The following is a 26,958-nucleotide window of genomic DNA, read 5'->3' as shown; positions in this document are numbered from 1 at the left end:
CTCAGCCGCGCTGTACATCGACCGCAACTTCAAGGGCCAGCGTGGCTCCGCCATCAAAAATAACCCCCTGCAATGGGGCAACATCGGCGTAATCCCTGCCCCACGCCGTCACAATATGTTGTCCCTGAGGCATGAGATCGTTAGTCGGATCAAACTCCAGCCAGCCTGCATCCGGGATAAAAATGGCAAACCACGCATGCGACGCATCGGTCCCGACTAATTTTTCCTGCCCCTCGGGCGGTAGCGTTTCAATATAGCCGCTGATATAGCGAGCGGGTAAGCCGACGGAACGCAGGCAGGCGATCGCCAGATGGGCAAAATCCTGACAGACGCCCCGCTTTTCCTGTAAAACCTGCTCTGGCGGGGTGCTGACACTGGTCGCAATCGGATCGAAAGTAAACTCCTCAAAAATACGATGGGTCAATGCCGCCGCCGCCTGAATGACCGGGGCATCATCGTGAAAAATATCCGCTACGTAGGAAGCCAGTTGCTGAGAACGGCGAATTAAACTGGAATCGAGCAAATACTCTTTCGCCATCCGCAGCTCCGGCGTGCCGGACTCATGTAATCGCTGCCGATACTCTCCACAGGTCAGAGAGTGGCTATTCAGCAGGTCCGCGTGGTTGATTTCGTCAATATCAAGCTCACTTTCCATCTCAATGGTCAGGGTGTCGTGCGGGACCTGGATCGAAAAATAAAACGTCAAATTGCCGAAATAATCACACCCTTCGTTCTGATAAACCGGCATCGGCGTTACGATGATCCGCCGTTGCAGGCAGTGCTGATTCGCGGTATTTCGCGGCAACAGGTGCGTCATGTTGTAGCATAACGTCACCGGAGAATTGTACTGGTACTTTGTAAGATGTCGTACCCGGTATTTCATAAGTCGGTCTTCCACTGGGTGTTAATCAGTTGCTGCGGTCCATTGGCATGGTCGAAATATTTGTCGCTCAGCAAGGTGGTGAATTGCTCCAGCTGGCTGATTATCTGCGTCATTATCGTATCCAGTTGTTCCCGCAGTCCGGTTTGTTCATCAACCTGTGCCAGTAGATCAAGATCGGCGAGTTGAATATCCGTGAGTGATTTCATCACCGGTCGCATATCAGATGTCAGGCTGGAGGTTTGTCCCTCCAGGCGCGGCAAATCGAGGAGATATTTACGCAACCGATCAACCTGGTAAATCAATGAACGCGGGTTCGTCCCATCCAGCATCAATAAATCCAGACCGGAAATGATATTCATCTGCCCCCGGTAACGTCGTCGAAAGGAAATTAACGCCTCGACGCTCATCAGTACCGATTCTAAAATTTGCTGTTGCTGCAAACCAGGAACGGCGCGGGTTAAGGTATGTTTCAGCAGAATGGCGGTCAGACGCGCCCGTTCAGCGCGGCGACCAATTTCCTGGAACCGCCAGTCCATGCCCCGCAGCATGCTCTCATGACTCAGTCCGGACAGGGCCAGTAAAGAGGTGACCAGATTATCCAGCGACTCCTCCGGCAACTCCGGCAGCCCGTCTTGATAGGCGACTTCCACCGTCCGAATATAATCACGTAATTCATTGATGATTATGCGAGTATCGGCCGATAGCATCTCTTTCACCTGCTCACCGCAGGCCAGCATGTTGAGGATATTAAATTTTATCGATCCCGCACGTTGGCCATCACAAACCAGTGAAGACAGTTCATGATTCTGGTCGCCGACAGCGTCGCTTTCAGGAAATGTCCCGGTGAGCGCTGATAATGCCCCCAGCAGAATTTCGCGACTTTCAGGCATAAATTGCTCAACGCCATTAAGCTGTTTGAACAGAATACGTATCAGGCGCAGGCTCATTTCCGCGCGTTCCGCATAGCGGCCGAACCAGAACAGGTTTTCTATCACCCGGCTGGGCAAATTTCCCTCATCGCGGGGAATCGAGTCTGTCAGAAGTGGCTGCGCGGTATCGAAGCTTTCACCAAGTATCCACGTATCTTTACTCCGTGCGCCGGATAAGTCGCTGACAATAAAATCATCTGCAGACTCTGCTACCCGCGACAACGTTCCTGGCATGACGCAGTATCCTTCCGGTGCGGCAACGGTGAAAGCACGGAAAATCGTGGGGCGATACTCAATTTGCTGGTTAGCCCACACCGGAACACGTGAACCCGGAATATAGGCCTGAGCCACGTAGCTGTGCGGACTAGCAGTAATTTGCTGAAGAATGAGCTTGCGGCCTGCGTCATCCAGACTATGGCCATAGATACTTTTGCTATCAAAACTCCGATAAGACGGTTTGATGATCAGTTGATCAAGGTGGTGGATCACAAAGTCGCGGTCCTCCGCCCGGCCACACCACCAGGTCTTCACCGTGGGGATCAACAGCGGTTCACCCAGCAAAAACTGACTTATTTCAGGCATAAACGCCAGCAACGCCGGAGCTTCAAGGACCCCTGAGCCCAGTGGGTTAGCCAGCACGACGTTACCGTTGCGCACCACTTCAAGCAGCCCGGGTACCCCCAGGCGAGAGTCGGAACGGAGTTCTGTCTGATCGCAGTAGGTATCATCCATCCGGCGCAAAATCACATCCACTTCCGACAAGCCATTCAGGGATTTCAACCATACTCTGCCGTTACGCACGGTCAGGTCGCCTCCCTGCACCAGCTGAAAGCCGAGATAGTTTGCCAGATAAGCGTGCTCAAAATAGGTACTGCTGTAGGCGCCGGGAGTGAGGACGACGATCCGCGGGGTATCGGTTTTGTGGCTGGCAAGGCTGGCCAGCGTATGCCGCAGCGCATGAAAGAAACCGGAAAGTCGCCGGACATGACTGTTACGAAACAACGATGGCAGTACGCGGGAAACAGCGATTCGGTTTTCCAGAACATAGCCAGTACCACTCGGGGCCTGAGTGCGATCGCCAATCGCCACAAACTGTCCATTCCCACCGCGAACCAAATCGACAGCATGGAAGATCAGATTGTGAGCCCCAGGCAAACGAATACCGTGGCATTGACGCAGAAAACCTGGGTGAGAGAAGACAATTTCTGACGGGATGATCCCCTCTTTCAGCAGGCGCTGTTCACCATAGAGGTCTTTAAGCATCAGATCGAATAGCAGCGAACGCTGAGCCAGCCCACGTTCCACGGTTGCCCATTCCCCCTCCGCCAACAGAGTGGGAATGATATCCAGCGACCAGACGTTTGGCGAAAGCGGATCACCATTAAGGTTATAGGTGGCGCCATCATCACGCAAAATACGCTGTGCCTGGCGAAGACGGTTTTCCATCCCTTCCACACCCATCTCACTGACGCTGTTCATCACCTCCGTCCAGTGTGGGCGGAGGATGTTCGTCAGATCGCAGGCCTCGTTATAAATTGCTGTCGACGCGTTCTCGACAGAGAAAGAAGCCGGCTCACAGGCCGGCGCGATTGATTCAGAAAAAGAAGCAGTCATGTATTCTGATTACCCGGCTCAAAACTAAATCCTAGTATACTTCCTGCGAAGGTCCAGAGTATGTGGGTATTCATCACCAGGTTCCTCTGCAGGCGGAGCCATCGGGCGTGGTACCTGCTCATGCTCATAGAAGGTCCTTAGCGCGCTGAATGCCGGTGGGGGGATCAATGTACCTTGGGTAAAACCATGATCCCAAAAGCGATTGACACGCCTGGCTTCGGCTTCGTTGCTGTTAACCGGTCGCGTCTCATAGTTACGTCCGCCAGGGTGGCTGACGCGATAGGTGCAGCCGCCGATGGAAAGACCATTCCAGGTATCAATCAAATCAAACACTAACGGGGTATTTACCCCAATCGTCGGATGCAGCGCTGACGGTGGCGCCCACGCCCGATAACGTACCGCCCCCACCATCTCTCCTTGTCTTCCGGTAGCCCGCAGCGGCACGCGGCGGCCATTACACGCCAGCACGTAGCGCCCTTCGGTTAAACCCGACAGGCGCACCTGTATACGTTCGACGGAGGAGTCAACATAGCGCGACGTCCCGGACAGCGTCACTTCCTCACCCAGAACATGCCACGGTTCGATGGCCCAGCGCAGCTCCAGCTCAATATCATCGATTTGCTGACGGCCATAGTGTGGGAAACGGAACTCTTCAAACGGCAACAGCCACGCCAGTTTGAAGGGATAACCATGACGCTGCAGATCATCCACCACCTCTTTCACATCCTGCCAGACAAAATGCGGCAACATAAATTTATCGTGCAGCTGTGTCCCCCAGCGGACCAGCGGCTGGTGATACGGCTCTTTCCAGAAACGCGCCACCAGACACCGGAGGAGCAGTAATTGCACCAGCGACATGCGAGCGTGAGGGGGCATTTCGAAACCGCGGAACTCCAGCAGCCCCAGGCGACCACTACTGCTGCCTGCCGCATAGAGTTTGTCAATGCAGAATTCTGAACGATGGGTATTGCCGGTGACATCCACCAGCAGATTGCGCATCAGTCTGTCCACCAGCCATGGCGTATCAACCAGCCCTTCCGGCATATTCTGGAAGGCAATTTCCATTTCATAGAGGGCTTCATCGCGCCCTTCATCCGGGCGCGGAGCCTGACTGGTTGGTCCAATAAACATACCGGAGAATAAGTAGGAAAGACCGGGGTGATGTTGCCAGTAGGTCACCAGGCTACGCAGGAGATCGGGACGTCGAAGTACCGGACTGTCGGCTGGCGTACTCCCGCCCAAAGTGACATGGTTTCCCCCTCCGGTGCCGGTGTGCCGACCATCAAGCATAAACTTCTCGGCCCCCAGCCTTGCCTGGTGCGCCTGCTCGTAGAGTGTTTCAATATTATGCACCAATTCATCCCAGTGGCTGGCCGGGTGAATATTGACCTCGATAACCCCCGGATCGGGGGTCAATAACAGCTTTTGCAAGCGAGGATCTTTTGGCGGCTCATAACCTTCAATCACCACCGGAAGCTGCAGTTCACTGGCCGCCTCCTCGATGGCATGCACCAGGGCCACATAATTCTCGAGGTGGGTTACCGGGGGCAGGAACAGATGCAGCTTGCCCTCTCGCGGTTCGAAACACAGTGCGGTACGGACCACGCTTTTAGTGCCGTTGGCGACCATTTTTTGTTGCTGTAAGGTCTGCCGGGCACGAACAGGGGCCGTCTCTCCCCCCATAGCAAAGACCGGAAGGGGTTCGCGAGGTTCAAAAGGATCTCGTTCGACGACGATCTCATCGTCGGCTAATGGCGGCAGCGAATTGAGCGGCAGACGGTAGCCCATCGCGCTATCACCGGGGATCAGTGTAATCAGCCCGGCACGCATTGGCCAGGGGCTACTTTGCCAGCATGCGCCATCGAATTCGACAGGCAGGATGTAGCCCGTGGGGTTTTCCATCCCGCGGCTAAGCAAACTCGCCAGTCTCCGCCGTTCGAGGTCATGATTCAGATTTGCGGTCCTCGGATCGACCCCCTCAGGTAGAGAACGCTCCAGCCACAGATAGTAGAGCGAATCTTCATAAGCGGGTTGTAAATAGCGGGCGGCAACCCCTAACTGCCGGCATAGAGCCTCACCAAATCGTTCCGCGTCGCTAAGGGTGTGGCCATAATCCCGATCGACACGGGCCAGGAGCGCCTGGTCGTGCCACAACGCCTCGCCATCGGTACGCCAGAAGCATCCAAGCGCCCAACGCGGAACCTCTTCGCCCGGATACCATTTTCCCTGACCATAATGCAGCAATCCGCCGCGACTAAACTGCGTTTTTAAGCGCAGTAACAGATCTTTCGCGAGGCGTAATTTATCTTTACCCAGCGCATCGGTATTCCACTGTGCGGAATCCATATCGTCAATGGAGATAAACGTCGGTTCGCCCCCCATTGTCAGTCGCACATCGTTAGATTGCAGTTCGGCGTCAACAGCGCGCCCCAGTGCATTGATGTTAACCCACTCGTCTTCGCTATAAGGCCGTGTGACCCGCGGATCTTCATGGATGCGGGTGACAATATTGGAATAGCTAAACTCGCATTCGCACGGGTCGGTTGCGCCGGTAATCGGCGCCGCAGACTGCGGGTCAGCCGTACAGGCTAAAGGAATATGCCCTTCGCCCGCGAACAGACCGCTGGTCGGGTCGAGCCCCACCCACCCGGCGCCGGGTAAATAGACCTCGCACCAGGCGTGCAGATCGGTGAAATCCTGTTCCGGGCCTGAGGGGCCATCAAGCGCTTTCACATCGGCGGTGAGCTGCACCAGATAGCCAGAGGCAAAGCGCGCGGCCAGCCCCAGATTACGCAGTATCTGTACCAGCAACCATGAGGTATCCCGGCACGAGCCTTTTTTTAATGTCAGCGTCTCCTGACAACTCTGCACGCCGGGTTCAAGGCGAATACCGTAGTCAATTTCGTTGGCCAGTCGGCTATTGAGCTGCACGAGGAAGGTGACGATAGGCACCATTTCCTCACAATCAACGCTTGCCAGCCACGCCTCCAGCTCAGGACACTGCTCGGTGACCTTGAGATAAGGCGCGAGTTCTTCTTGCATCAAGGCATCATAGGCAAAGGGGAAATTCTCGGCATACTCTTCGATAAAGAAATCAAACGGGTTGATCACGGTCATATCCGCGATCACCTCCACCGCAAACTCCAGGCGCTTCACTTTTTCAGGAAACACCAGACGTGCCTGATAGTTACCGAAGGGATCCTGCTGCCAGTTAATAAAATGGTCCTCTGGCGTCACTTTCAGGGAGTAGCCATGGATATGCGTACGTGAATGTGGCGCAGGCCGCAGACGCAAAATATGTGGCGCCACGTTGATCAAACGATCGAAGTCATAGGTCGTTTTATGTTGAATCGCTACCCGGATGGTCATACGGCATCTCCTTGCAGGAAATGAAACCAGTTGTCGGTAATCAGATGATGAAGCGCAATCAGGCTGAGCTGGATTTCATTAAGATAGAGGCTGAACTCTCGGTTCAGATCGTGAGAGTGTTCAACGCCCCGGGTCGCAAGCAGCAGGCTGTCGATGTGCACAGAAACGTCTGATGCCCGCGGCAGCTCAGCGGCGGCCAGTTTGATCTGCTCCAGACAAAAGCGCTGCGAACGGGGGAAATGCCTGTCCGTAAGGAGCAAAGTGACCACCAGCGAGCCTTTAATAGAGCAGCGCATCACCCGGCGAAAGCTGAGATAGGCGCTTTGTGATTTCAGTACCTTCGACCACACGACCTGGCCTAACTTAATGCTCTCTTCCTCACGCGCCTGCATCATCAGGGAATTCGCGGCGTCAAGAATGCGTGTATTCATATCGGCGCGCTCGAGATAGCGCCCCATGTTCAGAAAATACCAGCCGGCATCACGACTCATCGAACCGGTCAGTAAACCAACAATTTTCTGACATCCTTCTATGATGGTATTAAGGTAGGTATGCCGTTCAGAACGGTTGATACCGAGGCGGATATTCTGGCGGGCATAGAGATCCAGCTCATTAATCAGCTCCCACATTTCGCCCGGCACCACATCGCGGCTGGTCCGGATATTTTCACGGACCATTTTTAATGACGACAGCAGTGAATCTGGGTTGCTCTCGTCAGCCAGCAGAAATTTCAGAACATTACGTTCGTCTTTAATCTTATAGCGCTGGTTAAACAAGACGACACCGCTGTTAATTTCAATCAGGTTATACCAGGAAACCGCAATATCGCGTGGCAGATCGTAAAGCAGATCGTCATACACGCTGACTAACCGTGCGATATTCTCCACGCGTTCCAGATAACGCGCGCTCCAGTACAGGCGTGCCGCAACTCTTGATAGCATATTCATTATCGTTTGCTCTCCACGATCCAGGTATCCTTACTGCCACCGCCCTGCGATGAGTTCACCACTAACGAACCTTTTTTCATCGCCACCCGCGTCAGGCCGCCGGTCGTCACGTAAGTCTCTTTGCTTTGCAAAATAAATGGACGTAAATCAAGGTGGCGCGGCTCGAGATAATCTTTGGCGATGAGCGCCGGTGCGGTGGAGAGCTTCAGTGTCGGCTGAGCAATATAATTACGGGGATTTTCCTGGATCAGTTTGGCAAATATCTGCTGCTCTTTTTTGGTTGAATGCGGCCCGACCAACATACCGTAACCACCTGATTCATTAGCCGGTTTCACCACCAGCTTATTCAGATTCTGCAGTACGTATTCGCGGTCGTCATCGTTCTGGCAAAGGAAGGTTTCGACATTCGGGAGAATGGGTTCTTCGTCAAGATAGTAGCGAATCAGGTCCGGAACATATGCATAGACCACCTTGTCGTCCGCCACTCCGGCACCCGGCGCATTAGCCAGCGCGACATTTCCGGCTTTCCAGGCCCGCATCAGGCCAGGCACGCCAAGAACCGACTCAGGCTCGAAGACTTCCGGATCGAGGAACATGTCGTCAATGCGCCGGTAAATGACGTCCACCCGCTCCGGGCCATAGATCGTTTTGGTGTAGACGCAGTCGTCGTCGCCGACAAACAGATCGGCGCCCTCGACAAGTTCCACCCCCATTTGCTGAGCCAGGAAGGCATGCTCGAAGTAGGCGGAGTTATAAATACCCGGTGTCAGCACCACGATCTCCGGGCGTTCAATCTGCCGCGGCGACAGGGCCGTCAGGGTTTCCAGCAGCTGTGCCGGATAAGCATCAATCGGTTTGATCTCGTCACTTTCAAACAGTTCTGGCAGGACGCGCTTGGTAATGGCGCGGTTTTCCAGCATATAGGAGACGCCAGAAGGCACCCGCAGGTTATCTTCCAGGACGTAGAATTGCCCGGTTTCATCCCGGACTAAATCGGTACCGCAAATATGCGCCCATACGCCATACGGTGGCTTCATGCCAACACACTCAGGACGGAAATTTTTAGATTCCTTAATAATATATTCAGGAATAATGCCATCTTTGATGCAGTTTTGTTCATTATACAGGTCATCGATAAAGCGGTTCAGAGCGGTAAGACGTTGCTTCAGGCCTGTTTCCGCTATTGCCCAGTCTCTGGCATCAATAATGCGTGGAATAATATCGAATGGCCAAATCCTGTCGATATTTCCTTTATCGGTATATACCGTAAAACTAATCCCCATTTCCTGAATTGTCGCCTCTGCCGTCAGACGACGTTTCTCCAGTTCATCCGGCGGAAGAGAATCAAGGCATTGAATCAGACGTTGTGCGGAAAAACGTGGATTGCCCTCATGGTCGATCAGCTCATCGAAAAAGATGTCGGCTTCGTAATTTTTTATGAGTTTATGCATCAGCATTGTATCCTTGTTAAATCGCCGACCTGGGCAGTATAGACTTTACTTTCACAGAACAAAGCTTCAAAGCTTTCGTTTCTCAAAACACAGGAGGAGTTATTATTTGCAACACAGAGTCATTTTATAAAAAATCTCTGCATGAATTTTTGATTTAGTATTGATGGTTATATTGTGTACCGTCACCTCCCCTTGGCCATCATCGTCAATGTGAACGTTTAATCGGTTGCGAGTTAAATTATGATCGCATTGAAAATCATTTTTTGGCCCATCGCATCGGTACTGACAATGCAAGCTACAGGTTATTATCACTTGTTCATGGAGTTAAATTTTTAAGCTTTCACATTAATTTAAGCACAAAGCGTGCCATTAATTTATTCATTTATTATCAATAAGATAACATGATGCGTAATGGTAATTTACTATGGAGCATGGATCATCATGATGCAGGAGAGATACCGTAAAGCACCAAAATGAGGCGTTGCATTTCTTCTATTCAACGAAGCTTCAGATTAGCCCTGCACCATACGATAGGTTACTTTCGGTGCAAGACGTTTACTCTCTGGTTATTGCTTAACTTACCCTCCTTCATTGATGAGAGCGGCATTCTTTCTCCCTGGAGCGCACCACGGGTCAGCTTCGCCTGCGCGCGCATGTCTCGCCTGTATCGGATGCCGAATGATGGCGGCGCACCCTGTTTTTGAATTGCAATGATTTGAACCATGAGCACATGTTCATCGGCGGCAGAGGTTTCTGCGCGCCGCCACAGAACAATTCACTTGCGTTATTCTGCTCACCAGGATGTTCTGTCCAGTCGTACCTGGCTGTAGAATCTATCTCAGTAAAACCTGAATCAGCTGCACGAAGATATACACTCCCGCTACCACTTGTATGATCCGGAACGCCCATCTGAAATAGCGCCATTGATGGCGTTCTCTGGCATCAGCGGCTTCAATAGCGGGATCAAAACGTTTTCTTTTCCTGGTCCTGAATACATCGATTACCCACAGAATGAGAATAAAGCTAACGATGGTTTTCAGAATAATGGGATTATCCACAAAGCGTGACTCCGGCCTGGTCGTTAATACAGGCAGAATAGACGAACCATCTGTAGGTAGCCATCACTAAATGTAGGGGTAAAATTCGTTTTCATTCCGGTGGATGTAGCGGTGAATCTGTCTATAGCAGGTTGCTCCCCTGCTAAAGCCCACCAGAGATGAAGTGAATGCCCTATATAATAGAGTACCGCTGGCGGCAGGACGGTACTCTCGCTTTTGCGTAGGTCGCCGCTATGTTTATAGGCAGTTTATGACGTCACCCGATAGTGCGACTGCACCAGACCCGAAGGAAAGCTGCGGTTTGATAACAGCGTCAAATCGATATCCCTGGTCAGGGATCCGAACAACGGTTTTCCCGAGCCAAGCAGGACAGGAATGGTCGTGATAACGATATCGGCGACCAGCCCCTCGCGCAGGAACGACTGTATGACCTGCCCGCCATCTAAATAGACGCGACGCGCGTTCTCTACCGTCAGGTCAGCAAGCACCTCCCTTGGCGTGCGGCATGAGATTTGCACTTTGTCCTTCAACGCTTTGGGCACGGAGGTATCGGTTAGCTGTCGGGAGAGAACCAGTACGGGTCGATCATAAGGCCATTCGTCAAAGGTCAGCGCCTTCTCATAGGTACCTCGCCCCATAACGATCCAATCTTTGTCCGCGATGAATGCAGCATAGCCATGATCTTCTGTCGGGTCATCGCGCTGCAACAGCCAGTCAATATCGCCATCCTGTCGGGCGATGTATCCATCAAGACTGACCGCGATAAAAACATGTGTGGTGACCATCAAGTGCTCCGTATTCAGCTTGTGTATATGCCGTTGAATTAAGCGATGTTAGCTGCTCCCCATAAAGTAACCTATCACAATGTCATCACCGGATGCTGTGCGGTTCTTGTTTGCCGTGAAGCATCTGTTACTCTGGTTGGGCTTGAAGGATAATAAGGAAATAACATGCTGAACCCGGGATTCGTTACCAGCAGAGCACTTGCTCAATGGCAGGATATACCCGTTTTCTTGCCACAGTTTCAGTTCCATGAAAAACACCAGACGATCATCAGGACGTACTCGCCTGAAAAAATCCTGCCGTTAATAGCGACATTCGATATTCAGCAGGACGCCGTTATCCGGTTATTGATGTCTGTACGACAATTTCCGCAAAAATTTCGGCGCAATAAATACCCCCTGCCGGTTAGCCGCTTTGGCCTGGACAGTTTTACCCTTCTGGAAAAGTCAGCATCCGAGCTCTGCTACGGATTGCGCGGACAATTCTGGCGTGCGGACTTCGGCCTGGAAAACGTGCCGAATACTGAAGCTTATCTGGCGCCTGTGATGCCGGGCAGCGCGAAGCTCTTACTGCGCTACCGAGTAAAAACAGTGAATGAAGGGCAACATGAGCTGCAAACTGAAACGTTTATTTACTGTCCGGATAGAGCGACTCTGCTGAAAATGACGGCTTACTGGCTGGCAATACGGGCAGGCAGTGGATGGATTCGAAAAAGGACCCTTATGGCTGTTAAGTCCGTTATTCGATAACAAAGACAGTCGCAAGGAAATGAGGTCCACCTGGGTTAAAGGTATTCCTCTGGACATTGTTACGCCTGAGTTTACCACATGCCCTCCTGGTACACAGCCGCCAGCCTCTCAGGGTATGTCAATGCAACATACACTATCTGGCGGTACCCTCTCCCTGGGGAGAGGGCCAGATGAGAGGCAGCAAGCTACCCGCGATACGGATGGGTTTCGCGCCAGTGGTCGGCGATCTGCTGCCGGGTGCAGACCCACACCTTGTCGTGCTGCTGGATATAGTCAAGGAAACGCTGCAGCGCGCGGAAACGGCCCGGGCGGCCCAGCAGCCGGCAGTGCATCCCCACGGACATCATCTTCGGCGCGGTTTCACCCTCGGCGTACAGCACGTCAAAGCTGTCTTTCAGATAGGTATAAAACTGCTCCGCGGTGTTGAATCCCTGGGCGGTGGCGAAGCGCATGTCGTTGGCGTCGAGGGTATAAGGCACGATCAGGTGTGGCCGCTGGCTGCCGTCGCTGCAGGCCACTTCGCTCCAGAAAGGTAAATCATCGCCATAATAATCGCTGTCGTAGTCAAAGCCGCCGTGCTCCACCACCAGCTGGCGGGTGTTGGGGCTGTCGCGGCCGGTATACCAGCCGGTAGGCGGTTTGCCGAACAGGTCGGTCAGCACCTGCACCGCTTTTTGCAGATGCTCGCGCTCCTCAGTAATATCCATGTGCTGATAGTGGATCCAGCGCCAGCCGTGGCTGACCACATCGTAATCCGCGGCCTTGATCGCCGCCACAATCTCCGGGTGCCGCGCCAGCGCCATCGCCACGCCGAAAACGGTCAACGGCAGCCCGCGCTGGCTGAACTCACGATGGATGCGCCAGAACCCTGCCCGGCTGCCGTACTCATAGAGTGAATCCATCGACATATGGCGTGCCGGGTAGCTGGCGGCGCCGATAATATCGGACAGGAACTGTTCCGAACCCGCATCGCCATGCAGGACGTGATTCTCAGCGCCTTCCTCGTAGTTGAGGACGAACTGCACCGCGATCCGCGCCCCACCCGGCCAGCGCGCGTGCGGCGGCTGCCCTGCATAACCTCGCAGATCGCGAGGATAGTGCTCCTGGTTCTCTCCCATCTCCTGCCCCTTTTAAAATGGATTTAACGACTGAAACTGTCCGCTTAACGCTTTTTTCTCCGGGAACGCTAAGTCCCCGTGCTTGCTGGTCGCCAGGCCCAGCGCGACCAGTGACTCCACCATCTTCACCGCCGCGCTGACGCCATCGATCACTGGCACCCGCAGCTCGTGGGTCAGCTCCTGCGCCAGGGTCGCCATCCCACCGCAGCCAAGGACAATCGCCCCGCTACCATCCTCTTTCAGCGCGCGAATGCAGCGCTCACGCACTTTCTCCTGCGCCAGGCCGCTGCCGTCTTCCAGCGCCAGCACCGGCAAATCAATGGCGTGTAGCGCCGCGCAGTGTTGATGAAATCCGTACTGGTGCAGCAAATGACGGGCGATGATCAGCGTGCGCGGCAGCGTGGTCACAATGGAGAAACGGGTGGCGACCATCGTCGCCATATGCATCGCCGCTTCCGCAATGCCGATCACCGGCCCTTGCGCCAGCTCCCGCGCCGCCAGCAGCCCCGGGTCACCGAAGCAGGCGATCACATGCCCGTCCACCCCCTGCTCGCGTCCGGCCTTGATCTGCTCCAGCACGCCGACCGCCGCGATGGCCTCGTCAAAGTGGCCTTCAATGGACGGTACCCCGGCGTGGGGACAGACCGCAAGGATCTCGGTACCCGGCGCGGCGACCGCACGCGCGGCGGCGCCTATCGTTTCGGTCATCGCCAGGCTGGTATTGGGGTTGATCACTTGTATACATATGGCAGACATCACGACTCCTTGTGGCCGGCGAACAACCGGGAAAAATCGGGCAGGCTGACGCCATCGCGCTCGAAACACAAGCTGGCGACAATATGATCAAAATGGTGCATCAGCGCCTCGCTAAGTGGCTGCAGGGCTTTATCCCGCAGCAAACCCACCAGCTGCTGGTGATCGTCGCAGCGACAGCCCTGTCGCCAGGGGGCGCCCCAGGCGGCAATCACTAAAGAGGAGCGCTGGCTGAGGCGGGTCACCATCTCGGTGAGCACCGGGTTACCGGAGATGGCCTGCAGCTGAATATGAAAGTCAGCGGAGTGGCGGATCGCCGCCGGGCCGTCATGCGCCTCATGCGCCTGCTGTTCACGCTGAATAATGTTCTCCAGCGCCGCCAGATGCGGCGGCTGACAGCGCGCGATCACATCGGGCAAATTGGCGACCTCAAGCAGCGCCCGGGTGCGAAAGATCGCCTGGGACTCTTCCACGCTGGGGCTGGTGACATGTGCACCACGTTTGGGCGTCAACGTGACCAGTTGCACAGCGGCGAGTCGTTGCAGCACCTTTCTGATGCCGGTGCGGCTCACGGCGAATACCTCCGCCAGCGCCTCTTCCGGCAGTTTGCTGCCCGGCGGCAACTGATGTTCGACGATGGCCGTCATCAGCGCCTGGTAAATGCTTTCGTCCTTGTCCTGCAGCGCTGGCGCGGCCTGGAGACGATGTTCATTATTCATTAACCCACTCCGGTTTCACTTATCGATAGCAGATCGTATACATAAAATTTATTTTTTGTATACAAGATTCATCATTCTGGCCTGGATCCTGCAATAGCCTCAGCAATCCATATCAAAGGGTTTTCATTCAGAGGAGCAGGTTTCATGCCACATTCATCCCACACGCAGCAGAAGAAGACTCACGAGGCGGCCGCCAGCTACAGTCCGCGGCTATGTAATGACGATCTGGCGCCCACCCGCGACCAGAACTGGAGCTGGTACAATATTTTTTCATTCTGGATGTCGGACGTGCACAGCATGGGCGGCTACGTAGTAGCGGCGAGCTTCTTTACGCTTGGACTGGCCAGCTGGCAGGTTCTGCTCTGCCTGCTGGTCGGCATCTGTATTGTGCAGCTGTGCGCTAACCTGGTGGCGAAGCCGAGCCAGATGGCCGGGGTGCCATACGCCGTTATCTGCCGTCAGGCGTTTGGCGTCTTCGGCGCCAATATCCCGGCGGTGATCCGCGGGCTGATCGCGTTTGCCTGGTACGGTATTCAGACCTATCTGGCGGCTAACGCCCTGATGCTGGTCCTGCTCAAGTTCTGGCCCTCCCTTGCCTCGCTGACCAGCAGCAGCTTTCTCGGGCTGTCGACGCTCGGCTGGTTGTGCTTCGCCACCATGTGGCTGCTGCAGGCGATGGTGTTCTGGCATGGCATGAACGCCATCAAACGCTTTATCGATATCGCCGGTCCGGCGGTTTATGTGGTGATGCTGGCGCTGGCCGGCTGGATTGTATACAAGACCGGTCTGGACGGGATCTCCTTTACCCTCGCCAGCAAATCCCTGAGCGCCGGCGAGCAGACCTGGCAGATGATCACCGCCACGGCGCTGGTGGTCTCCTACTTCTCCGGACCGCTGCTCAACTTCGGTGACTTTTCCCGCTACGGCAAAAGCATGGGCGAGATCCGCCGCGGTAACCGCTGGGGGCTGCCGTTTAACTTCCTGCTGTTCTCGGTGGTGACCGTGGTGATTGTCTCCGGCACCCAGTCGCTGTTCGGCAAAATGATCACTGACCCGATCGAAACCGTCAGCCGCGTGGGTAACGATCTGGCGGTGGCCATTGGCCTGCTGACCATGATTACCGCCACCATCGGCATTAATATCGTGGCTAACTTCGTCTCTCCGGCCTTCGATTTTTCCAATTGCGCGCCACAGAAAATCAGCTTCCGTACCGGCGGGATGATTGCCGCGGTGGGCTCGATACTCCTGACGCCGTGGAACCTGTTTAACTCTCCGGAACTGATCCACTATACCCTCGACGTACTGGGTGCCTTTATTGGCCCGCTGTTTGGCATCCTGATCGCCGACTTCTATCTCATCAAACGCGGCCGGGTGTCGGTGGACGATCTGTTTAACGATACGCCGAAGGGTAAATACTGGTACCGCAACGGCTTTAACCCGAAAGCGATTACCGCCCTGCTGCCGACAGTGGCCCTGGGGCTAATCATCAGCTTTATTCCGGCCCTGCATGAAGTGGCGAACTTCAGCTGGTTTATTGGGGTCTTCCTCGGTGGCACCCTCTACCGCTGGCTGGCCCGCGACGAGCGTGAAGTGCAGGCGACAGCATCCTTCCGTTCCGGCGCGGTAGCGCAAAAAGAGTAACCCTCACCACCTGCCGCGGCGTCTGGCCGCGGCAGTCTGCAAACTGGCACCAATCTTGCTATTTATCACTATTCCCGGAGCGTTAAGAGAAGGCAGGTTCGATGATGGATTACCAGACCGCGGTGCGCGGTGCATTTTTTGATATCGCCGGCGTAGCAGAGACCCCGGATGAGGTGGCCGCCCAGGCCCGCTATCTCGATGATGGCCTGTTGTTCTTGCAGGATGGGAAAATTATCGCGCTGCTGCCATGGCAGGAAGGAGAAGCCTTTCTGCATCCGCTGAAGGGCTATGTCGACCAGCGAGGCAAGCTGCTGTTGCCCGGTTTTGTCGATACCCACATTCACTATCCGCAGACTGAAATGATCGGCGCCTTTGGCGAACAGCTGCTGGAGTGGCTCACCACCTACACCTTCCCGGTGGAAAGCCAGTTTGCCGATGCGGATTATGCGCAGGAGATAGCGCAGTTTTTTGTTAACCAGCTGATTAGCCATGGCACCACCACCGCGCTGGTGTTTTGTACCTTGCACCCGGCTTCGGCCGAGGCGCTGTTCAGCGAAGCGCTGCGTCTGAATATGCGGCTGATCGCCGGAAAAGTGATGATGGATCGCCATGTGCCGGATTATCTGTGCGAAACCGCCGGGGAGAGCTACGAGCAGACCCGGGAGTTGATCCTCCGCTGGCATCAGCGCGGGAGGCTGGGCTATGCCATCACCCCGCGCTTTGCCCCTACCTCGACACCGGCGTTGCTGGAGGCCGTGCAGCGCCTGCGGACTGAGTTTCCCGACACCTGGCTGCAGACACATCTCAGTGAAAACCGCGAGGAGATCGCCTGGGTTAAACAGCTGTGGCCTGAGCATGAGCACTATCTGGATGTCTATCATCACTATCAGCTCACCGGCGAACGCAGCGTTTTTGCTCACGGGATCCATCTCGATGATGCCGAGTGGCAGTGCCTGCATGACACCGGATCCGCCGTCGCCTTCTGTCCGACCTCGAATCTGTTTCTCGGCAGCGGACTGTTCCGCCTGCCAGCTTGCTGGCAGCACCAGGTGCGGATGGGCATTGGCAGCGACGTCGGGGCTGGCACCACCTTCAGCATGCTGCGGACGCTGGGCGAGGCCTACAAGGTAGGACAACTGCAGAGCTATCGCCTGCGCGCCAGCGAGGCCTTCTATCACGCCACCCTCGGCGGGGCGCGAGCCCTGCGGCTGGAGGAGAAAATTGGCAATTTTCAGCCGGGCAAAGAGGCAGATTTTGTGGTGATTGACCCGGCGGTCACCCCGCTGCAGCGTCTGCGCACAGGCCGCTGCCATGACATTTATGAGCAGTTGTTCGTGCTGATGACCCTGGGAGATGAACGCAATATCAGCGAGACGTGGGTGAATGGCGAGCGGGTGTGGTGTCAGGATTGACCCTCGTCCTGGCCCTCTTCCAATGGGAGAGGGAACCGTCCGGCACCAGATTTGAGGTCATCAAAAACTCATTGCCAGGCCTACACCATAGCCTGTGGTGTTATTGCCGAACATATAGCGCGCCACCAACCGGGTGCGAGTGATAAAGACCGGGTATTTACTGCTGTCCAGCTCGAGGCCAATCCCCAGGGAGGTCAAACCGGTAAAGCCCAGCGCCCCTCGCTGGTCGCCGAGAAATTCGGTATGCGCCCCCTCCAGAACGTAACGCAGCGGGTTACCCAACAGCGTCCAGTCCGCTATCGGCGCGCGGCGGCGCAGATACAAGCCGAGATTCTCCGCGCTGGCCTCTCCCTGCACCACCTCAGCGCTACTGCCGAAACTTTGCAGATGCATATAGGAGTAACGCAGTTCGGCATCAATATCCTGGGTGGCGGAAAAGCGTTCGTAATCCAGCATCAACGCCCCGCCGAGCCCCCAGGCATTGAACCGACCGCCGTCGAGGAATTGCAGATCGGCGTTGGTTTTTCGCTCGATTGCCCAGCTGCCGAGGCGCGCATCGCTGGCCAGGGTACCGAGCATCACATTGACGATCGGCCGCAACACCAGGTTGCCTCCGAGGCTGTCCCGGTGCAGCGAAAAATCCCAGCCGACACCGCCGGTGGTGGTCAGACTGTTCCATTTGGTCGGCACATTCCGCGTCTGTTCGCCATTGCTGACCACAAAGCGCGGGTCGTAACGGCTGTAACCCATCGTACCTTCAAGATACAGCGGGAACGACTCGCTGAGGGTTGCCCCGCCGCCAAACTGGGTGATGGCCAGATTATGCTTGTCGTTGCTGCCGGAACCAATGTTGAGATCGCTGGCGGTCACGTCAGGGACAACGGTATAGCTCATCAGGGTCAATACGGCATCGGCACGCTGTTTGATGGCGTGGCCGTTCGCCGCCAGCGTCGCTGGCGCGGAAAGCGAAAGGACCGACAGGAGAACGAGAAGACGCACCATATGTCGTTTGCCACCTCAGCGACAGGCTAACAATATTGCCACCCAAATCAGCAGGCTGGCGTTCACTCAGTATAGTCGGTGAGTCAGCCTGCGCGTCCGGCGGGGAGAAAAAGCATTGGGCTGCTCAGGCCGCGCCTCCGCGGCTGTGCAGCAGTTCCACATTTTCAAACGGCATGCGCGAGACCCGGTTGCGCCCATCATTTTTGGCCACATACAGCGCTTTATCGACGCGGGAAAAAAGCTGATCAATCGCTTCCCCGTCATGGTGTTCGGCCACGCCGATGCTCACCGTCACCGACAGCGTCTGATACTCGCTGACCGCCTGGCGGATCCCTTCCGCCAGTATCAGGGCGCGCGCTATCGGCGAATGGGGTAAAAAGAGCAGAAACTCTTCTCCCCCCCAGCGATAAATTTTATCTTCACGATCAACCGATGTTTCCAGAATGCGCGAGAGCACCAGCAGGACTTCATCCCCTTTTTGATGACCGTGAATATCATTAATGCTCTTGAAATGATCGATGTCGATTAACAGCAGACAAAAGCCTTGCGCGATAAATGACGGTGCCTCGACGAGGCGATAAAATTCGCGGCGATTAAGCAATCCTGTGAGGGGATCGTGGGCGGCAGAAAATTCCAGCTCTTTTTTCAGATGCACTTCCTCGGTGATATCGTGAATAATACACAACATCAGTCGAATATTATAAAGCACTACGGGCCCGGCGTAGGTTTGGACATGGCGCAGCGTACCGTCGGCTAAAATATGCGTAAAATTAAGCGGTTTATGCCCGCCTGGCATATTGGCAATATTATTCATGATGGGGATCACGTCCCGACCAAGGGTATTAATTTGCCAGGTATGTTTATTGCGCATTTCCTCATCGGAATAATGATAAAAACGCAGCGCCGCAATATTGGCATCGACAATTCGACCATCCTTATTGGGATCGATCAATAACATCGGCGCGGTATTGGTCATAAAAAAACGGGCAAAAAAGCCATTGTTGCGCCGCTGGTAGCGGCGGGACCCGGTGTGAATGGATTGATTTTGCGCCAGCAGCTTCACGGCTTCAAACAGCAGTAAGGTACCGCTGTCGTCAGTCTCAACCAGGGTGGTTTTACAATACACCGACTGCAGGCCCTTCTCAGTCTGTAGCGTCCAGACTTCAAATATCTCGGTCATCGTATCGAGATAGCGAAGATAATGTTGTAACTGTGTTTCAGGACAGGTCGAATAGATACCGTTACGCATCTCCTTCAGCGACATATCGCCGCTCAACGTCCGGGAAGCCTGATTGGCATAGACCACACTTTCATTAAAAGGATGGACTACCCATATCGGGGTACTTAATACATCAAAAACAGCCAGTTCTTTTAATAACATACAGGCCCCAAACCGACCAATTCCCGGCGCCGGAGCAACGCACAACGATGAGCGGCCCTGACGCTGGTATAAAGTGATAGCAAAAAGAAACCGAAAAACCTTAATGACGCGCATGCGCGGCAAGTATAGTCGGTTCTGCACGCAGCAACGCCCACCCGAGGCGACTTTGCGCGTGGTTTAACCGACTGGATGCGAAAATGTCTTTTTTATTAATTCTATTTCAACAGCATAGCAGCAATACCAGAACTGGTAGTCGCTTTTGATCACAGAGTATGTATATCGGTCTTACCCCCGGTTGGCTGCGTATTGGCTTTGTCCAGGACACCCGCGTTGCGGCTTTTATGCCCAGACTATTCGTGATAGTTTCTATCATAACTCTCATCACAAACGGCCATCACAGTGAAAAAAAACGCTACCAAAATCACGCTTGCCGATATCGCTCGTGAAGCCAAAGTCGGTATTGCCACCGTCGACCGGGTGCTGAACAAGCGTGCGGCGGTGAAGGAGTCCACGGCATTCAGTGTACTGGAGGCGGCACGACGGCTGGGGTTTACCCTCGAGCAACCCCACTATCGTCTGGCAGCGGGTAAAGCGCCGGTCACGGTCAGAATGGGGTTTATCCTGCTGCAAGAGACCCACTCCTTCTACCTGCCGCTGGCCCGAGCGCTGACGCGCGAGGCCGCCCCATGGCTACCGGCAGGCCAGGCGCCGGTGATACTGCATTTTGCCATTGATGCGGTGGAAGCGATGGCTCAGGCCATTCACCGGCTAAGTGACGAGGTGGACGTGTTAGGCCTGGTGGCGCTGGATCACCCGCTGATTCGCCACGCAGTCGCCCGGGCTGCCGCCCGCGGCGTTCGCGTGTTCACCCTGCTTTCGGATCTGTCGGTCCCCCAGCGCAGCGGATATATCGGCCTCGATAATCAAAAAGCCGGGCGCACCGCCGCCTGGTTTATCGAGCGCTTATGCCGCGGGAATGGTGAAATTGGCATTATCATTGGCGACAATCGTTTTACCTGTCAGGAAAGCTGTGAGATCAGCTTCCGCTCCTGCCTGCGTGAACAAGGCATGGGGCAGCAGATCCTGGAGCCGGTTCGCAGCCATGAACGGGCGGATATCGCCAGGACCGTGACGGAGCAGATGCTGAGTCAGTACCCGGCCCTGCAGGCGATCTATGCCCCCTGCGGCGGCGTCGAAGGCATTGTCGAGGCGCTGCGCGACAGCGGCCGTCAGCAGGCGATCACCCTGGTCTGCCACGGCCCGCTAAACGACAGTGAACTGGCGCTGATCGATGGCACCATCGACATCATGCTTAACCACCGGCTGGAGGCGTTTGCCGCTGCCACGCTACGCACCATAACGGACGCGGTTTCTCGCTCGCACAGCGAGGTGATTTCTCTCCCTCAGCCTTTCGATATCATCACCAAAGAAAATATGTAAATTCCCGGCCCCGCCGCCACCGGGGCCAGTTAACGGGCAGACCGCGCCCGCCCTCAATTTGATAAAAAACTATCAAAAACCACATCAATTCAAAGCATGATGGCCATCAAAAAATCATCATTCCATCATTGTTGAGAATGAAATATTTATTCAATACTCAGCGGCATCCCCTGTGTAAAAAGGAAGCCAACATGACACTCTCTATCGCCAATGCCCCCTGCAGCTGGGGCGTGGATGACCCCAAAAACCCTGACCTTCCCGCCTGGGCTACCGTGCTGAAGGAGGCGGCGCAGGCCGGCTATCGCAGCATTGAGCTTGGGCCCTGGGGCTACCTGCCCACCGACCCGGCCAGCCTGCGCGCGGCGCTGGAACAGCATCAGTTGTCGCTGGTAGCCGGTACGATCTTTGACGATCTGGTCAGCGAGGCCCATTTCCCCACCCTGGTGGCGCTGACGCATCAGATCTGCCGCAATCTGTCGCAGGTTCCGGCCGCCGAACCCACGCCAGGGCATCCTGTTCAGCCGCCTTACCTGGTGATTATTGATTTCGGCAACCCTGAACGGGCACGCTTTGCCGGGCGCGGCGCGCTGGCTCCACGACTCGATGACAAAGACTGGCAGCGCATGATGGCGCACATTACCGCCCTCAGCACCCTCGCCTGGCAGGAGTATGGCGTCCGGGCGGTTATCCATCCCCATGCCGGGGGCTGCATCGAATTTGCGGATGAAATCGAGCGGCTGGCGAACGATATTCCGCACGACGTCGCGGGATTGTGTCTGGATACCGGACATCTCTACTACGCCGGTATGGATCCGCTCGACTGGCTGGATCGCTATTACGCGCGACTCGACTACCTGCACTTCAAGGATGTGGATCCGCAGGTTTACCAGCGCGCCCTCGCCGAGGGCATCGACTTTTTCACCGCCTGCGCCGAAGGGGTCATGTGCCCGCTCGGCAGCGGCGCCATTGACTATCCGGCCATCAAAGACTTTCTCGCCCGTCGGGGGTATCAGGGCTGGATAACCATTGAACAAGAGCGTGATCCGCGCCATGCCGCAGGCAGCTTGCAGGCGGTCACGGAAAGTCTGCGCTATCTGCGCGACGTGGGATTCTGACAGGAGACGCAACATGATTAACGGTTTAAAACCTCTCGACCGCACCCTGCGCTGGGGCATGGTCGGCGGCGGCGGCAGCAGCCAGATCGGCTATATTCACCGCTCAGCGGCGCTGCGTGATAACACCTTTACGCTGCTGGCCGGCGCCTTTGATATTGATGCCGAGCGCGGACGCCAGTTCGGCCAACAGCTGGGGGTGGATCCCGAACGCTGTTACGCCGACTACCAGAGCCTGTTCCGCGGCGAGGCGGAGCGTCCGGACGGCATTCAGGCGGTGTCGATTGCTACACCAAATAACACCCATTATGCCATCTGCCGGGCGGCGCTGGAGGCCGGGCTGCACGTGGTGTGCGAAAAGCCGCTGTGCTTCAGCAGCGAGGAAGCTGACGAACTGGTGGCGCTCAGCCAGCGGCAGCACAAGATCATCGGGGTGACCTACGGCTATGCCGGCCACCAGTTGATCCTGCAGGCCCGGCAGATGATCGCCGACGGGCTGCTGGGCGACATCCGTATCGTCAATATGCAGTTTGCCCACGGTTTTCACGCCCAGCCGGTGGAGCTGGAAAACGCCAGTACCCGCTGGCGGGTCGATCCTCGCTTTGTCGGCCCCAGCTATGTTCTGGGCGACCTGGCCACTCATCCGCTGTTTCTGGTTGAAACCATGGCCCCACAGCTGAACATCACCCGGCTGATGTGCGCCAGACAAAGCTTCGTCAAAAGCCGCGCGCCGCTGGAAGATAACGCCCATGTGCTGATGGAGTATGACAACGGCGCCGTCGGCTCGCTGTGGAGCTCCGCCGTTAACTGCGGATCCATGCACGGGCAAAAGGTGCGTATCGTCGGTGAAAAAGCCAGTCTCGAATGGTGGGATGAGCAGCCCAACCAGTTGCGCTATGAAATCCAGGGCGAGCCGGTACGCATCCTCGAGCGCGGCATGGACTATCTCGATCCGCTGGCGCGTCAGGATGACCGCATCGGCGGCGGTCATCCGGAGGGGCTGTTTGAGGCATGGTCGAATCTCTATCGCCGTTTCGCCATCGCGATGGATGCCGCCGACCGTCGCGATGAAGCGCTGCTGGCCGACTTCTGGTATCCGGACGCTCGCGCCGGCGCATTCGGCGTGCGCTGGGTGGAAAACTGTGTACGGTCTGCCGACAACGGCGCCTGCTGGGTCGACTTCCGCTAACTCACTGGCTCAGGGCGCTCGCCCTGAGCCTTTACGGCTATTTTTCAATTCGTGACAGCTGGGTCTTATCCGCCTCACGTGCGCTATCCGCCAGCGCCTGGAACGCGCCGGCGCCATAGTATTGCGCGGGAACCGGCAGCGCCTGCATATCATGCCCTGGGTAGATCTGCAGTTCGCCGAGGTCGCGTAAGCGGAACCCCCCAACCTGCTCCGGCATAGTCAGGCGATACGGCGGCAGGGTTTCGAAAGGGACCGGCGTCGGCAGCCGATTTTCCTGCAGATCGTAGTTACGTTTCAGCACCAGAAACTTATCCGGCACCCGCCGGTGACTGTTCCACCAGTCGCCGTCGATCCGCTGAAACATCGCTTCCGTCTCCCCTCGCGTCGCCACCATCAATCGGGTCAGCACCTGTTTCAGCGCCGCATCCATGGCCTGGTTATAGTCTTCCAGCGAACCTCCGTGCCCGCTGAGGATCACGTTAATCGCCAGCCTGGCGCCGAGTAAATTGGAGTAGAGATCCTCTGGCGAAAAAGCGGAGATCTCCTCAGAAAACCCGGGGACAGACTGGAAGCCATACCACTGGGCAATTTCATGCCATTGGGCAATTTCGAAGGCCAGATGACCCGCCAGCCAGGCGGCCAGCTGATAGCGCTGCCTGACGCCCGCCGGCGGCGTAAAGGCATTCAGCTGAACGCGGCGCACGCCCAGCTCTTCACTATAGAAGATCCGCCCCGCCTGGCCCAGCGTCGGCGCAATACGATTGAACAGATAGAAGGTGTAGTCCGCCGTATCGCGCACATGGGCGATATCAATAAACCCGCCGCGACGGGTATAGATGAGCCCGTTCTGCTCCTCGCTGAGCCCCAGCAGGTTTTTCACCGCCCCGAACGCGCTGTCGTTGTAATGGTGCTTGCCAAGCGTATCCAGGGTCAGCACATTGCCAATCTGGTATACCGGGATCGGGATGCCCACCGCGCGCACGTGCAGGTCGTAACCAAAAGCGCAGCACGGTCGCAGCGACTCCGGCGGCGGCAGCTCACCCAGGGTGGGCACCGGATGGATCGCCGTCACAGCGGGCAGCACCGGATCCTGCGCCAGCGCCGGCAGCGACAGTGCAAACAGCAGCCATAAGGCTTTACGCATCAATAGCCTCTCCACAACAACAAAAGAGCGCGCATCTTACCGGCAGATGGCGCCAGCAGTTTTAGTTAAAAACGGTATTCACCAGAGACAAAGAAGCTATTGCGCTCGTTAAAACCAAATTCAGTCAGCACGTTAAAGTTTTTGGTGACTTCATACTGGGCGCCAATCAGCATATTCCAGGGTGAGGTCAGCTTCTGCTTGACGTCGAATTTCCCCTCGCCGTCTTTATTGACCGCGGCAATCAGGGGCTGAAGCTCTGGCGGCATATGCAGGTCGGCCAGATCGCCTTTAAACTCCTGCTGCACGTTCTGATACATGCTCCCGACCCACAGGCTGAGGTGGGACGGCCCGTCGATCCCCTGAAAACTGAAGCGGTAGCCGACGCGCGGCGAGACGGTGACCGCCGAGATGCTGCCGTCGAGAATATCGAAATCAGTACGGGTGTAGTTAGTGTCTACTAACCCGAACCAGTTGCCGTATCCCCCGGCGAGCGTAAAGCCGGTTCCCCAGGTGGTTCCTTTGAAATCAAGCGTAAAATCAATATTCTGCAGTTTTCCGCTCTGATAAAGCTGGTGAACCGCGCCGGCGATCACCCGATCCAGACCGCGAAACTGCGAAGGATCCGAATCCACGGAGACCTGGGAAACAGACGACCCGCGGGTATGCCCCACCAGCCCGTAAACGTTGAGAAACGGAAAGACCCACATATCGAGGCGCAGGTTTTCGGTTTTGCTCTTCTCGCGGGTGTGCCCGGCATCGATGGCGAACATATCGCTGGGAATGGGATGGTTGCCCAGCTTAAGCCCAGAAAAGGTAATACTGTCGACCATGATATCCTGACGGATATTCATATAGCTCAGGTTGACGCCGTAGGGTAACGGGATCGAATACCCCCGGGCGCGTGCCTCATCGCCCCATATCGGAAAATAGCTGTCGCTGTCGCTCTCGCTCTGCTCCGCGGCCGACGCGCCACAGGCCGCCAACAGCAGCGTTAACACCGTTCCGGATGCTCTCATTGTTATTCTCATGTGTAGTTATAAACCCGAACCGACATTGAAATAGACCGCCTGCTCATGCTCACTGAACGCCACGTCAATCCCGGTACGCAAACCGTACTGTCGTGCAATCAGGTAACGAAAACCGGCCCCCCATGCCACCTCTGACTGTTCCCCTAGCGCGCCCGCCGTGTCAGCGGCGCTCCCCGCGCCAACGAATCCCTGCAGGATCCAGCGCGGGGTGAACGCCCAGGCCAGCTGGGTTTGCGCCGTGACCACGTAGTCGCCCTGATAGCGGTAGCGCGAAATGCCGCGCAGCGCGATATAGGGACGCGCCATCGGCATCAGAGGGTTATCATGGTGGGTTAATGACTGATAATTGCCCGCGACCGCCAGCGTCAGCGTGTGGCTGAGCGGAATAAAAACCTTCCCGTCCAGCGAGAAAGTGTTGTAGTGATAATCGCCCCCAAGCAGCGAACGGAAAAAACGATATTCGCCCTTCAGCGCTAACCCACTCTGAGGATAGAAAATATTATCGGTGGTGTCATATTCCGCCACCACCCCCAGCGCCGAAGAGGTGCTGTTTTGCCCGAGCACCTGCTGCCAGACCCGGTTGACCACCGGGTTGTCGCTAGAGACATCCGCTCGGGCATATACCTGCGAAGCTCCGAGGAATACCGGCGTGTCGCCCACGCGAAACAGCAGTTTTTGCAGCGCAGCGATGCCTTTGGTCTCCGTCTGCACCGATTTACCGTGGCTGAAGCCGCCCGTATCGCCGGAATAGATATCCAGATTAACGTTAGCGTAACCCGCCCCCACCAGGTAACGAATGTGGTCATGTTGCCAGGTGTGGCGATGACCGCCGCCAATAAACCAGGTCCCGTTCTGCGTGGCGTCCCCGCCAAAGGCGGTAAGCGGCGGAGGAATAAACTGCCCACTTTCCCGGCTGCCTTTACCGTGTAAAAACAGGCCAAACAGCCCTCCGCCATAGCCGATCGCCGGCTCGGTGATCGCCAGCGGCACCGGCAGAAAACCATAACGGTTTTCCGCGAGATACTGACTCATATCGAGCATGCCATCTTCCGCATCGAACAGATCGGCGGCATCACCAGGCGGGCACAACAGGAACAGAAGCGCCAGCGTGGACAGCGGAAATTTCATGCTCACTCCGGGGCTTTGGGGCGCGCACAACACGCGTGGCGAACAGGATTATCACAACGGGATAATGAAAATATAACGTAAGAGAATAATGCTCACCAACGCGCAGCC

General features: G+C 55.9%; 20 protein-coding genes and 1 pseudogene. 6 read left to right on the top strand and 15 right to left on the bottom strand.

What is annotated here, in order from left to right; genetic code table 11:
• Position 1 precedes the first annotated feature (1 nt).
• From CWM57_RS02440 to CWM57_RS02405, 7 genes are all read right to left on the bottom strand, one after another.
• Entirely contained in the window at positions 2-883 is an 882-nt protein-coding gene (locus CWM57_RS02440; RefSeq protein WP_074385792.1) for a transglutaminase family protein, read from the bottom strand.
• Positions 880-3,426, bottom strand: coding sequence for a circularly permuted type 2 ATP-grasp protein (locus CWM57_RS02435; RefSeq protein ID WP_074385791.1), 2,547 nt, complete (start codon positions 3,424-3,426; stop codon positions 880-882). Before CWM57_RS02435 ends, CWM57_RS02440 begins: the two co-directional genes overlap by 4 nt.
• A 24-nt stretch (positions 3,427-3,450) precedes the next feature.
• Positions 3,451-6,795 carry a DUF2126 domain-containing protein gene (locus tag CWM57_RS02430; RefSeq protein WP_100675556.1) on the bottom strand — a complete coding sequence of 1,115 codons (3,345 nt, stop codon included), beginning with the start codon at positions 6,793-6,795 and terminating at the stop codon, positions 3,451-3,453.
• Positions 6,792-7,736: an alpha-E domain-containing protein gene (locus CWM57_RS02425; RefSeq protein ID WP_074386187.1), complete on the bottom strand. Its 945-nt coding sequence runs from the start codon at positions 7,734-7,736 to the stop codon at positions 6,792-6,794. The genes CWM57_RS02430 and CWM57_RS02425 overlap by 4 nt, the downstream gene beginning before the upstream one ends.
• A gap of 5 nt (positions 7,737-7,741) precedes the next feature.
• On the bottom strand, positions 7,742-9,193 hold the full coding sequence (locus CWM57_RS02420) for a circularly permuted type 2 ATP-grasp protein (protein ID WP_074386186.1): 1,452 nt from the start codon (positions 9,191-9,193) through the stop codon (positions 7,742-7,744).
• Between the two features lie 833 nt (positions 9,194-10,026).
• Positions 10,027-10,251, bottom strand: a complete 225-nt coding sequence (locus CWM57_RS02410; protein ID WP_071839073.1) for a hypothetical protein — start codon at positions 10,249-10,251, stop codon at positions 10,027-10,029.
• 248 nt (positions 10,252-10,499) lie between these two features.
• The gene (locus CWM57_RS02405) at positions 10,500-11,036 is read right to left on the bottom strand and encodes a dihydrofolate reductase family protein (protein ID WP_074385788.1); all 537 of its coding nucleotides are present in this window, start codon (positions 11,034-11,036) and stop codon (positions 10,500-10,502) included.
• 165 nt (positions 11,037-11,201) lie between these two features.
• Here CWM57_RS02405 and CWM57_RS02400 point away from each other — a divergent pair, with 165 nt between their 5' ends.
• Complete coding sequence (locus CWM57_RS02400) at positions 11,202-11,783, top strand: hypothetical protein (RefSeq protein WP_074385787.1); 582 nt, start codon at positions 11,202-11,204, stop codon at positions 11,781-11,783.
• Positions 11,784-11,968: 185 nt separating this feature from the next.
• Here the strand turns inward: CWM57_RS02400 and puuE are convergent, their stop codons facing one another.
• The 3 genes and pseudogenes from puuE to CWM57_RS02385 all read right to left on the bottom strand — a co-directional run bounded on the left by puuE (position 11,969) and on the right by CWM57_RS02385 (position 14,373).
• Positions 11,969-12,901: an allantoinase PuuE gene (gene puuE, locus CWM57_RS02395; RefSeq protein WP_074385786.1), complete on the bottom strand. Its 933-nt coding sequence runs from the start codon at positions 12,899-12,901 to the stop codon at positions 11,969-11,971.
• A pseudogene (locus CWM57_RS02390) lies at positions 12,789-13,657 on the bottom strand (aspartate/glutamate racemase family protein); the annotation flags it as partial. The pseudogene CWM57_RS02390 and the gene puuE, both read right to left, overlap by 113 nt.
• Positions 13,657-14,373, bottom strand: coding sequence for a GntR family transcriptional regulator (locus CWM57_RS02385; protein WP_002905523.1), 717 nt, complete (start codon positions 14,371-14,373; stop codon positions 13,657-13,659). The pseudogene CWM57_RS02390 and the gene CWM57_RS02385, both read right to left, overlap by 1 nt.
• 144 nt (positions 14,374-14,517) lie before the next feature.
• Between CWM57_RS02385 and CWM57_RS02380 the strand changes: the two genes are divergently transcribed.
• Both CWM57_RS02380 and guaD read left to right on the top strand, forming a co-directional pair.
• A complete protein-coding gene (locus CWM57_RS02380) occupies positions 14,518-16,014 on the top strand; it encodes an NCS1 family nucleobase:cation symporter-1 (RefSeq protein WP_100675555.1) in 1,497 nt (498 codons plus the stop codon).
• Positions 16,015-16,115: 101 nt separating this feature from the next.
• On the top strand, positions 16,116-17,426 hold the full coding sequence (gene guaD, locus CWM57_RS02375) for a guanine deaminase (protein WP_100630515.1): 1,311 nt from the start codon (positions 16,116-16,118) through the stop codon (positions 17,424-17,426).
• A gap of 60 nt (positions 17,427-17,486) precedes the next feature.
• On the opposite strand, the gene CWM57_RS02370 is transcribed toward guaD, so the two are convergent.
• Positions 17,487-18,428, bottom strand: coding sequence for a hypothetical protein (locus CWM57_RS02370; RefSeq protein ID WP_074385782.1), 942 nt, complete (start codon positions 18,426-18,428; stop codon positions 17,487-17,489).
• Positions 18,429-18,552: 124 nt separating this feature from the next.
• Entirely contained in the window at positions 18,553-19,809 is a 1,257-nt protein-coding gene (locus CWM57_RS02365; protein WP_074385781.1) for a sensor domain-containing diguanylate cyclase, read from the bottom strand.
• A 399-nt stretch (positions 19,810-20,208) separates the two neighbouring features.
• On the opposite strand from CWM57_RS02365, the gene CWM57_RS02360 reads away from it, so the two are divergent.
• From CWM57_RS02360 to CWM57_RS02350, 3 genes are all read left to right on the top strand, one after another.
• Positions 20,209-21,249, top strand: a complete 1,041-nt coding sequence (locus CWM57_RS02360) for a LacI family DNA-binding transcriptional regulator (RefSeq protein WP_074385780.1) — start codon at positions 20,209-20,211, stop codon at positions 21,247-21,249.
• Between the two features lie 191 nt (positions 21,250-21,440).
• A complete protein-coding gene (locus CWM57_RS02355; RefSeq protein ID WP_100675554.1) occupies positions 21,441-22,364 on the top strand; it encodes a TIM barrel protein in 924 nt (307 codons plus the stop codon).
• Between the two features lie 13 nt (positions 22,365-22,377).
• A complete protein-coding gene (locus CWM57_RS02350; protein WP_022065966.1) occupies positions 22,378-23,550 on the top strand; it encodes a Gfo/Idh/MocA family protein in 1,173 nt (390 codons plus the stop codon).
• 37 nt (positions 23,551-23,587) lie between these two features.
• Here the strand turns inward: CWM57_RS02350 and CWM57_RS02345 are convergent, their stop codons facing one another.
• The 3 genes from CWM57_RS02345 to CWM57_RS02335 all read right to left on the bottom strand — a co-directional run bounded on the left by CWM57_RS02345 (position 23,588) and on the right by CWM57_RS02335 (position 26,850).
• Entirely contained in the window at positions 23,588-24,694 is a 1,107-nt protein-coding gene (locus CWM57_RS02345) for a DUF4056 domain-containing protein (RefSeq protein WP_100675553.1), read from the bottom strand.
• 65 nt (positions 24,695-24,759) lie between these two features.
• Complete coding sequence (locus CWM57_RS02340) at positions 24,760-25,710, bottom strand: porin family protein (RefSeq protein ID WP_165784125.1); 951 nt, start codon at positions 25,708-25,710, stop codon at positions 24,760-24,762.
• An 18-nt stretch (positions 25,711-25,728) separates the two neighbouring features.
• Complete coding sequence (locus CWM57_RS02335) at positions 25,729-26,850, bottom strand: BamA/TamA family outer membrane protein (protein WP_100675552.1); 1,122 nt, start codon at positions 26,848-26,850, stop codon at positions 25,729-25,731.
• Between the last annotated feature and the right edge of the window lie 108 nt (positions 26,851-26,958).

Origin of the sequence: Klebsiella sp. G-Nf4 (genome assembly GCF_002810615.1) — a bacterium.
Classification (GTDB): domain Bacteria; phylum Pseudomonadota; class Gammaproteobacteria; order Enterobacterales; family Enterobacteriaceae; genus Klebsiella; species Klebsiella variicola.
Note: the sequence above shows the minus strand (reverse complement) of the source record. Positions and strands in the feature narration are given on the sequence as shown.